This is a genomic window from Microbacterium sp. ISL-103, from assembly GCF_018613995.1.
Lineage (GTDB): Bacteria > Actinomycetota > Actinomycetes > Actinomycetales > Microbacteriaceae > Microbacterium.
On the sequence record NZ_JAGGPD010000128.1, the window covers coordinates 453 to 9,970 of the forward strand.

Annotated in this window: 8 protein-coding genes; 6 read left to right on the forward strand and 2 right to left on the reverse strand. The window is 67.6% G+C overall.

All coding sequences use genetic code 11. The features are described from left to right. Window positions 1-30 precede the first annotated feature (30 nt). Window positions 31-2,556 carry an ATP-dependent Clp protease ATP-binding subunit gene (locus J7E68_RS05600; RefSeq protein WP_215170635.1) on the reverse strand — a complete coding sequence of 842 codons (2,526 nt, stop codon included), beginning with the start codon at window positions 2,554-2,556 and terminating at the stop codon, window positions 31-33. A gap of 227 nt (window positions 2,557-2,783) precedes the next feature. Between J7E68_RS05600 and J7E68_RS05605 the strand changes: the two genes are divergently transcribed. The 5 genes from J7E68_RS05605 to J7E68_RS05625 all read left to right on the forward strand — a co-directional run bounded on the left by J7E68_RS05605 (window position 2,784) and on the right by J7E68_RS05625 (window position 6,471). Then, a complete protein-coding gene (locus tag J7E68_RS05605; RefSeq protein ID WP_215170637.1) occupies window positions 2,784-3,404 on the forward strand; it encodes a DUF2975 domain-containing protein in 621 nt (206 codons plus the stop codon). Window positions 3,405-3,537: 133 nt separating this feature from the next. Beyond that, a complete protein-coding gene (locus J7E68_RS05610) occupies window positions 3,538-4,161 on the forward strand; it encodes a hypothetical protein (protein ID WP_251048679.1) in 624 nt (207 codons plus the stop codon). After that, window positions 4,158-4,388: a helix-turn-helix transcriptional regulator gene (locus tag J7E68_RS05615; protein ID WP_042539919.1), complete on the forward strand. Its 231-nt coding sequence runs from the start codon at window positions 4,158-4,160 to the stop codon at window positions 4,386-4,388. The genes J7E68_RS05610 and J7E68_RS05615 overlap by 4 nt, the downstream gene beginning before the upstream one ends. 162 nt (window positions 4,389-4,550) lie before the next feature. Next, the gene (locus J7E68_RS05620) at window positions 4,551-4,901 is read left to right on the forward strand and encodes a hypothetical protein (RefSeq protein WP_215170639.1); all 351 of its coding nucleotides are present in this window, start codon (window positions 4,551-4,553) and stop codon (window positions 4,899-4,901) included. Between the two features lie 142 nt (window positions 4,902-5,043). Further along, window positions 5,044-6,471: a dicarboxylate/amino acid:cation symporter gene (locus J7E68_RS05625; RefSeq protein ID WP_215170642.1), complete on the forward strand. Its 1,428-nt coding sequence runs from the start codon at window positions 5,044-5,046 to the stop codon at window positions 6,469-6,471. 66 nt (window positions 6,472-6,537) lie between these two features. Here J7E68_RS05625 and J7E68_RS05630 read toward each other — a convergent pair whose 3' ends face one another. Then, window positions 6,538-8,268 carry a sodium:proton antiporter gene (locus J7E68_RS05630; protein WP_215170643.1) on the reverse strand — a complete coding sequence of 577 codons (1,731 nt, stop codon included), beginning with the start codon at window positions 8,266-8,268 and terminating at the stop codon, window positions 6,538-6,540. A gap of 99 nt (window positions 8,269-8,367) precedes the next feature. Between J7E68_RS05630 and J7E68_RS05635 the strand changes: the two genes are divergently transcribed. After that, the gene (locus tag J7E68_RS05635) at window positions 8,368-9,408 is read left to right on the forward strand and encodes an LLM class flavin-dependent oxidoreductase (protein ID WP_215170645.1); all 1,041 of its coding nucleotides are present in this window, start codon (window positions 8,368-8,370) and stop codon (window positions 9,406-9,408) included. Window positions 9,409-9,518 lie beyond the last annotated feature (110 nt).

Consider the following 9,518-nt stretch of genomic DNA (forward strand, 5'->3'; position numbering starts at 1 on the left):
CCGCAGCATCCGCCCCTTCTCGTGATCAGGTCACTCCCCGCTGGCGACCGCCAGGTCGGGGGTGCCGGAGATCGCTCCGCCGGTGTTGACGCCGACCGCGACCTTCTCGCCGCGCGGGCCGTGCTCGAAGAGGAACTCGCCGTCCTTCGAGTCGACCTTCACGTGGTCGCCCGGGTTGAGCTCGCCGTGCAGGATCTTCTCGGACAGACGATCTTCGACCTCGTGCTGCATCGCGCGACGCAACGGGCGAGCACCGAGCGCCGGGTCGAACCCGATCTCGATCAGGCGCTCCTTGGCGGCCTGTGACAGCTCGATCGTCATGTCGCGGTCGAGCAGACGCTCGCCCAGACGCTTCGTGAACAGATCGACGATCTGCACGAGCTCGTCCTTCGACAGCTGCGGGAACACGATGATGTCGTCGACACGGTTGAGGAACTCGGGCTTGAAGTTGCGCTTGAGCTCTTCGTTGACCTTGCCCTTCATCCGGTCGTAGTTCGTCGAGTTGACGCCCTCGATCTGGAATCCGACCGGGCCACCGGCGATGTCACGAGCACCGAGGTTGGTGGTCATGATGATGACGGTGTTCTTGAAGTCGATCACGCGGCCCTGACCATCGGTCAGTCGACCCTCTTCGAGGATCTGCAGCAGCGAGTTGAAGATGTCCGGGTGGGCCTTCTCGATCTCGTCGAACAGCACCACGCTGAACGGCTTGCGGCGCACCTTCTCGGTGAGCTGGCCACCCTCTTCGAATCCGACGAATCCGGGAGGGGCGCCGAACAGACGCGAGACGGTGTGCTTCTCACCGAACTCGCTCATGTCGAGCGAGATGAGAGCGGCTTCGTCGTCGAACAGGAACTCGGCGAGCGCCTTGGCGAGCTCGGTCTTTCCGACGCCCGTGGGGCCGGCGAAGATGAACGAGCCCGAGGGACGCTTCGGGTCCTTGAGACCGGCGCGCTGACGACGGATCGTCTTCGAGAGCGCCGCGATGGCCTCTTCCTGACCGATGACGCGCTGGTGCAGCGCCTTCTCCATGAAGACGAGTCGCGAGGACTCCTCTTCCGTCAGCTTGAAGACCGGGATGCCGGTGGCCTGTGCGAGCACCTCGGCGATCAGACCCTCGTCCACGACCGCAGCGGTCGCGACGTCACCTGAACGCCACTGCTTCTCGAGGCGCAGGCGCTCGGCGAGAAGGCTCTTCTCCTCGTCGCGCAGCGATGCGGCCTTCTCGAAGTCCTGGTCCTCCGACGCCACTTCCTTCTGCTCGCGGACCTTCGCGATCTTCTCGTCGAATTCGCGCAGCTCGGGCGGGCTCGACAGGATGCTGAGGCGCAGGCGGGCGCCGGCCTCATCGATCAGGTCGATGGCCTTGTCGGGCAGGAAGCGGTCGGACACGTAGCGGTCGGCGAGGTTCGATGCCGCGACGATCGCGCCGTCGGTGATCTGCACCTTGTGGTGCGCCTCGTACCGGTCGCGCAGCCCCTTGAGGATGTTGATCGTGTGGGGCAGGCTCGGCTCGTTCACCTGGATCGACTGGAAGCGGCGCTCGAGAGCGGCATCCTTCTCGAAGTGCTTGCGGTACTCGTCGAGCGTCGTGGCACCGATGGTCTGCAGCTCGCCACGGGCGAGGAGCGGCTTCAGGATGCTGGCCGCATCGATCGCGCCTTCGGCAGCGCCCGCACCGACGAGGGTGTGGATCTCGTCGATGAAGACGATGATGTCACCGCGGGTGCGGATCTCCTTCGTGACCTTCTTCAGACGCTCTTCGAAGTCACCGCGGTAGCGGGAACCGGCGATGAGCGAGCCGAGGTCGAGCGAGTAGAGCTGCTTGTCCTTGAGCGTCTCGGGCACATCGCCCTTGACGATCGCCTGGGCGAGGCCCTCGACGACGGCGGTCTTGCCGACGCCGGGCTCGCCGATCAGGACGGGGTTGTTCTTGGAGCGGCGAGACAGGATCTGCATGACCCGCTCGATCTCCTTCTCGCGCCCGATGACCGGGTCGAGCTTGTTGTCGCGTGCGGCCTGCGTCAGGTTGCGACCGAACTGGTCGAGCACCTGCGATCCGCCCTGCGCGCTCGGGGTGTCGTTCGACTGCGCGCCGACGGCTGCCGGCTCGCGGCCGGGCGCACCGGAGAGCAGCTGGATGACCTGCTGGCGCACCTTGTTGAGGTCGGCGCCCAGCTTCACGAGCACCTGGGCTGCGACACCCTCGCCCTCGCGGATGAGGCCGAGCAGGATGTGCTCGGTGCCGATGTAGTTGTGGCCGAGCTGGAGAGCCTCGCGGAGGCTGAGCTCGAGCACCTTCTTGGCGCGCGGCGTGAACGGGATGTGGCCGGTCGGCTGCTGCTGACCCTGGCCGATGATGTCCTGCACCTGCTCGCGAACGGCGTCGAGCGAGATGCCGAGGCTTTCGAGCGCCTTGGCTGCGACACCCTCGCCCTCGTGAATGAGGCCGAGCAGGATGTGCTCGGTGCCGATGTAATTGTGGTTGAGCATCTTCGCCTCTTCTTGGGCGAGGACGACCACTCGACGGGCTCGGTCCGTGAATCTCTCGAACATGCTGTGACTCCTTATTCGCACGTGTTGTTCGACACTGGCGAAGACGCGTGAAGCGCTTGTACATCGAGAGTAACCACCGTGCGGAGGCAGTATGCCCGTGTTCGCCGTCGGCATAGTGCCGTGACGGCCGGTGACGGCAGTGCCCGCGAGCGTGGGGTTGACCTGCATATCGACAGTCGTTATGTTAACGACTATCGGTAATATCGAAGATCGATAAGGAGTGGATGATGACCTCGACGAACAACCGCACGCTGTCCCGCGGAGACACCGGAGCGATGATCGGCTTCTGCATCTCGGGAGCGCTGATCGCCGCCTACATCACGGTGTTCTCGATCATCCGGATCGTCGAGCTCGCCCGGGGCGTCGACGTTCCGGTGCTGGTCGAGTTCGCCGGAGCCGCGACCCCCGTCGATCTGCCGCTCACCTCGGGTGACAGCGTCTCTGTGGGCCTCGACCGCGCGACCATCACCGCTGCGGAGCTTCCGGCGATCGCGTCGGTGCCCGGCATCATCGGCCAGGCGCTGCAGATCGTCACGATCGTCGTCGTGATCGGATGCCTGATCCTGCTGGCGCGCAGCACCCTGAGCGGTCGCGTGTTCAGCCGCCGCAACACCGCGCTCGTCGCCACCGCCGGGCTGACGGGCCTGCTGGGCTTCGGCGCCGTGCGCTTCTTCGACAACATGCTCGCGAACGCGACCGTCGCCGCCGTCACGGACAACGGCCTCGACAACGCCGTGATCACCGTCGAGCCGTTCACCTTCATCCTCGCGGCATTCGTGATCGCACTCATCACCACGGTCTTCTCCATCGGCGACCGCCTACAGCGCGACACGGAAGGCCTCGTCTGATGATCACCTTCGGCTCGGACTCGGTCTGGGACTCCCTGCGCTTCATCGGCATCGCGCTCGCCGTGATCGCGGTCGTGATCGGACTGTTCGTCTGGATCGGACGCCGCCGCGGCAGCCGCACCATCNNAGCGGGATGTGGATCATCCTGTCGACGATCGGCGCCATCGTCATCGTCGCGAAGGTCTTCCAGGTCGACTGGGCCGAGCTCTCCGGCCGCACCATGGTCTGGGTGGACTGGTCTTCCTCGATCCCCTGCATGCAGCCGGATCTCAGCACGACGACGGGTGCGACTCTCCAGTGCGGGGGCACGGAGCTGACCGAGTTCACCGTCGCGAACGCATCGCTCGGGCTGCGCGCTCTCGCGGGCGCCGCGCAGTTGAGCACCGGCGTCCTCACGACGCTTCCCGCGGTGATCCTCGCGGTGATCTGCTTCAACACTCTGCGTGGACGCGCGTTCACTCGCACGATCACCCGCGCACTGGTCGGCGGGGCGATCGCCGTGCTCGTCTTCGGAGTGGCATCCGACCTGCTCAGCAGCATCGCGGCGACCGCAGGGCTGCGAGAGGTCTTCGCGCCCGACAGCCCGTGGTACCCGCCGCGCTTCCAGCTGACCGTGACACCTCTGCCCTTCGTCGCGGCGCTCATGCTCGCCGCCCTCGCGGCCGTGTTCAGTCAGGGCATGAAGCTGCAGAACGAACGAGATGCCCTGCAGCGTGAGAACCAGGCCCTCGAGGATGAGACGCGGGGTCTCGTATGACCCCGGCCGAGAACGACGACGAGCTCACCGGCATCCACTGCCGTCTCGACGAGCTGCTCGCAGAGCGCGGCATGACCCTGACCGAGCTGAGCGCCCGCGTGGGTGTGAGCATCGTCAACCTGTCGGTGCTCAAGAACGACAGGGCGCGAGCGATCAGGTACTCGACGCTGCGGGCGATCTGCGACGCACTCGGCTGCGAGGTCGGCGACCTGCTCGTGCTCGCCTAGCGGTGGCGCCGTGCCGCGTTGCCTCGATTCCGGTCGCACCTCGTGCCNNCGGCACGAAGTGCGACCGGAGGAGAACTCGAACCGGAACAGGGAATGAGGGTGGGGATTTCTGCCCATGCAACCCCCACTATGAATTCACTGTGAGCCGCTAGCGTCGTAGTCATGAAGCTCAACGACCGGAACCTGCGCACCCCGTCCCGCATCCTCATGGCTCTGCCCATCGCGGCACTCGCCTTCTCGCTCGCCGCCTGCGGTGGCGCCGTCGAGCGCCCCTCGGCCGAAGAAGTGTCCGACGGCCTCCAGAAGGTCCTCGAAGACCAGGGCATGGGTGACACTCTCACCGAGCCCGTCATCCTCTGCCTTTCCGAGGCACTGGTCGACTCGGAGGTCTCCAACGAGTCGCTGGACGCGATCGCCAAGGGCGACTCGAGCGCCCAGACCGACGAGGACGAGGGCGCTCTCGTGCAGAAGACCATCACCGACGCCGCACAGGACTGCGCCACGGCTGAATGATCTGAACCGGTGAGACCGAAGGATGACGGATGCTTCGGCATCCGTCATCCTTCGTCATCTCGGCCTCGGGATTCCGACCCGACTCCTAGCGTTGACGGATAGCGCGCACACGGCGCGCACCGATTCTGGAGTCCCCGATCCAATGAGCACCACCGTCCGCGCCACGAAGGCGCCAGACACCCGCGGTCCCGTCCGGAAGCTGCTGACATCGTTCGGCTTCCAGATCCTCGCGGCCCTCGTCCTCGGCATCGCCGCCGGCCTGATCGCGCGCCAGCTGGGCGCCACCGCCGACAGCCCAAACGGCCTCTCGGCCACCCTCGACACGATCGGCAGCTCGTACGTCACGCTGCTGCGCGCCGCCGTCGTGCCGCTGATCTTCACCGCGATCGTCGCCAGCATCTCGAATCTGCGCCGCGTGCAGAACGCCGCTCGCCTCGCCGGCCAGACGCTGCTGTGGTTCGCGATCACCGCGTTCATCGCCGTGATCATCGGCATCACGCTCGGCCTCGTCATCCAGCCGGGCAACCGCGCCGGTGAGGGCCTCGAGCCCGGCGACCCGTACACGGTGGGCACCTGGTGGAACTTCCTGCTGGGCCTGATCCCGCAGAACTTCCTCGGGCTCAGCGTGAGCACCAACCCCGGCGCCACCGACGGCACGTTCACCTCGAGCGTGAACTTCAACATCCTGCAGGTCATCGTGATCGCGGTCGCCGTGGGCATCGCCGCCCTCAAGGCCGGAAAGAAGGCCGAGCCCTTCCTCGCCTTCACCGAGTCGCTGCTCAAGGTGATCCAGCGCGTGCTGTGGTGGATCATCCGCATCGCCCCTCTCGGCACCTTCGGCCTCATCGGCGCCGCCGTCGTCAAGTACGGCTGGGAGAAGCTCGCCTCGCTCGGCTGGTTCGCGATCGCGGTCTACGTCGGCCTCGCGCTCGTGCTCTTCGTCGTCTACCCGGTGCTGGTCAAGACCAACGGCCTGTCGATCAGGCAGTACTTCTCGGGCGTCTGGCCCGCCGTGCAGCTGGCGTTCGTCAGCCGCTCGTCGATCGGCACCCTGCCCCTCACCGAGCGCGTGACCGAGCGCAACCTGGGCGTGCCCCGCTCGTACGCCTCGTTCGCCGTGCCGTTCGGCGCGACGACCAAGATGGACGGATGCGCCGCGATCTACCCGGCCATCGCGGCGATCTTCGTCGCGCAGTTCTTCGGCATCGAGCTCAACCTCGTGCAGTACCTGTTGATCGTGCTCGTCTCGGTCGTCGGCTCGGCGGCCACCGCCGGCACCACCGGCGCGACCGTCATGCTCACCCTGACGCTGTCGACGCTCGGCCTGCCGCTCGAGGGCGTCGGCCTGCTGCTCGCGATCGACCCGATCCTCGACATGGGTCGCACCGCGGTCAACGTCGCGGGTCAGGCACTCGTGCCGACCATCGTCGCCAAGCGCGAGGGCATCCTCGACGAGGAGCTCTACAACGCACCGCGCGAGGGCCTGCCGTTCGCCGACGACTCGGCCGACGACGACGCCCCCGAGGCGGATGCCGCGGCATCCGAGCCCGAGCCCGCCGGCACCCGCTGACCCGTCCTCGCCTCGACGTCCGAGCGCCTCGCCCCTCTTCGGGGCGGGGCGCTCGTGCATCTCCGGCTAGGCGCGGCCCTGCTGTCGCGTCGCGGCTCGAGTGTCGAGGGCCAGCTCCTCGGCATCCATCGCTGTCATCAGCTCGCGCATGACCTCTTCGTCGAGGTTGCCGGCGTCGCGCTCGGCGAGCAGGATCTCGCGGCGCACCTGCAGCCATCCCCGACTCAGGGCGGCGAGGTCGTCGTACGACGGCCGAGCAGTCGCATCCTCGACCTGCTGGGCTTCGTCGGCATCCTTCTCGACCCTGGTCATGCGCTTCGTGAACGCGTCGAACACGCCGAGGTCGACCTCGCCGTACTTGGCCTCCCACTCGACGCGCTTGTGGGCGAGGTACGCCTTGCCCGCTTCTCGACTCTTCTCTCTCACCGCGGCGAGCGCGCGCTGGTCGTCGTCGTGATCGACGTCGCCCTCGATCCCGAGGCGGCGGATCAGCATCGGCAGCGTCGACCCCTGCAGCAGCAGCGTGCCGACCGTGACCACGAACGCCACGACGACGATGGCGTGTGAGGCCTCTTCATCGAGGGTCGCGAGGTCGGCGGCCGCGAGGGCGATCGCCAGGGTGACGACGCCGCGCATGCCCGCCCACGAGATCACCGCGCTGTCTTTCCACGTGAGCTGAAGACCTGCCATCTGGTCGCGCACGATGTGCGTGCGCAGCTCGTCGGCGGTGAACTGCCCCCACCGTCGGGACTTCTCATGGCGCTTCTCGAACTCGCCGTTCTCGACGCCCCGATCCCAGCGTTCGAGGCGCTTGCGATCCTGGAAGTTCGCCCACGCGCTCGTGGGATAGATGTAGATCGGACGAACGAGCAGCACGACGAGCAGCACGATGCCCGACAGCACGAGGATCTGCTCGACCGACTCGCTGCCGAGGTCGCGAAGCACCCGGGGGAACTGCAGCCCGATGTACGCGAAAACGAAGCTCTCGAGCAGCAGATCGGCCGACAGCCACAGCGGCTTCTCCTGCTGGCGGGTCGTGTAGTCGGTGCGGGGCGAGTTGAATCCGACGTACAGGCCCATCGCGACGACGGCGAGCACGCCCGAGCCGAGCAGGTGCTCGGCGATCGCGTAGGCGCCGAATGGGGCGAGCAGGCCGAACGTGCCGATCACGACCGCGTCGTTGATCCGCATGCGCAGCTGATGCAGCAGGATGCCGAACACGAGGCCGATCACGACGCCCACCACGACTGCCAGCAGGAACTGCCCCACCCCTCCCCATACCGAGACGGTGGCACCGGCGAGGATCGCGGCGAACACGCGGTAGAGCGTGAGGGAGGTCGCATCGTTGATCAGGCTCTCACCCGAGAGCACCGTCATGATGCGCCGCGGAAGGCCGAGCTTGCGACCGATCGCCGCGGCCGACACCGCGTCCGGCGGTGCGACGATCGCCCCGAGCAGCAGAGCGCCGGGCAGGGTCAGCGACGGCATGATCCACCAGGCGACGAACCCCACGGCGAGTGCGGTGAGCAGCACGAGCCAGATCCCGAGCCGGCGGATCTGCGGCAGGCTGCGCTTGAAGCCCACGAACGAGACGTCCAGCGCCGCCGAGTACAACAGCGGCGGCAGCACGAGGTTGAGCAGCAGGTGCCCGTCGATCTCGACGTCGGGGACGAAGGGCAGGAAGGATGCCGCGAGAGCGACCACCGTCACGAGAAGCGGCGCCGGCCAGCCGCGCCATCGGGCGATCGCCGCCACGACCACAGCACCGACGAGCACGTAGAAGATCTCGGCATCCATGCCCCCTAAAATACTGCCCCCGCGGTGCTGTCGCGGGGCGGGAGGGGCGGGCGAGAACGGATGGGAATGCCCTGCCCGCTCTCGCCGTTGCATTCGGGGATGACTTCCACCGCGCTCTCCGTCCTCGACCTCGTCCCGGTTCGCACCGGCCAGACCAGCGCCGAGGCGATCTCCTCCTCCCTCGATCTCGCCGCCACCGCCGACCGTCTCGGCTACCGCCGCTACTGGTTCGCCGAGCACCACAACATGCCTGCCGTGGCATCCACCACTCCCCCGGTGCTGATCGCCGCGGCAGCGATGCGCACGACGCAGATCCGTCTGGGGTCCGGAGGCGTGATGCTGCCGAACCACGCGCCGCTCATCGTGGCCGAGCAGTTCGCGGCGCTCGAGGCCATCGCGCCCGGACGCATCGACCTCGGACTCGGCCGCGCCCCCGGCAGCGACCCGGTCATCACCCAGCTGCTGCGCGGATCGGGCACGACGAGCGACGTCGAGCAGTTCCCGCGCAACGTGCAGGACATCGCCGCTCTCGTCTCGGGCGAGGGAGCCACCGTGCGCTTCACCTCGGGCGGCGAGTACACCGTGCACGCGACGCCCGCCGCGACCGGCAGCCCCGAGGTCTGGCTGCTCGGATCGAGCGACTACTCGGCCCAGCTCGCCGCATCGCACGGGCTGCCCTACGTCTTCGCGAACCACTTCTCGGGTCAGGGACTCGAGCGCGCCCTCGACCTGTATCGCACCGGCTACCAGCCGAGCGAAGAGCATCCCGAGCCGCGGACGTTCCTGACCGTGAACGTGGTGGCCGCGCCGACGCAGGAAGAGGCCGAGGCGCGCGCCCTGCCGCAGCTGCGCATGATGTCGCGCCTGCGTCTGAACAAGCCGCTCATCGCCCTCGAGACGGTCGAAGAGGCGCTCGCAGCCGAGTCGGATGCCGCGACCGACCAGGTCGTCGAGGCTGCCCGCTCACGCTGGTTCGTCGGCACCGGCGAGTCCGTCGCCGCCGAGCTGCGCGAGTTCGCCGCGAAGTACGGCGTCGACGAGGTCATGCTGTCGCCGGTCGCCGGGGCTTACGAGTCCGAGCCCCGGGATGCCGCCGCCGGCCGCGCCCAGACGCTCGAACTCATCGCCGCCGCGCTCTAGGGGTCGTTCGCGGGCGCGCCCGCCAGGCCGGGCCAGTTCCGCACCGCGCTCGCCAGGCGGGGCCAGTTCCGCATCCGAGAACTGGTTTGAAGATGCAGAAGTTGCCCCGC

Excerpts from the sequence above, each read along its gene's own strand:
- J7E68_RS05600 (WP_215170635.1), bottom strand. The coding sequence starts at position 2,556 with ATGTTCGAGAGATTCACGGACCGAGCCCGTCGAGTGGTCGTCCTCGCC.
- J7E68_RS05605 (WP_215170637.1), top strand. The coding sequence starts at position 2,784 with ATGACCTCGACGAACAACCGCACGCTGTCCCGCGGAGACACCGGAGCG.
- J7E68_RS05610 (WP_251048679.1), top strand. The coding sequence starts at position 3,538 with ATGTGGATCATCCTGTCGACGATCGGCGCCATCGTCATCGTCGCGAAG.
- J7E68_RS05615 (WP_042539919.1), top strand. The coding sequence starts at position 4,158 with ATGACCCCGGCCGAGAACGACGACGAGCTCACCGGCATCCACTGCCGT.
- J7E68_RS05620 (WP_215170639.1), top strand. The coding sequence starts at position 4,551 with ATGAAGCTCAACGACCGGAACCTGCGCACCCCGTCCCGCATCCTCATG.
- J7E68_RS05625 (WP_215170642.1), top strand. The coding sequence starts at position 5,044 with ATGAGCACCACCGTCCGCGCCACGAAGGCGCCAGACACCCGCGGTCCC.
- J7E68_RS05630 (WP_215170643.1), bottom strand. The coding sequence starts at position 8,268 with ATGGATGCCGAGATCTTCTACGTGCTCGTCGGTGCTGTGGTCGTGGCG.
- J7E68_RS05635 (WP_215170645.1), top strand. The coding sequence starts at position 8,368 with ATGACTTCCACCGCGCTCTCCGTCCTCGACCTCGTCCCGGTTCGCACC.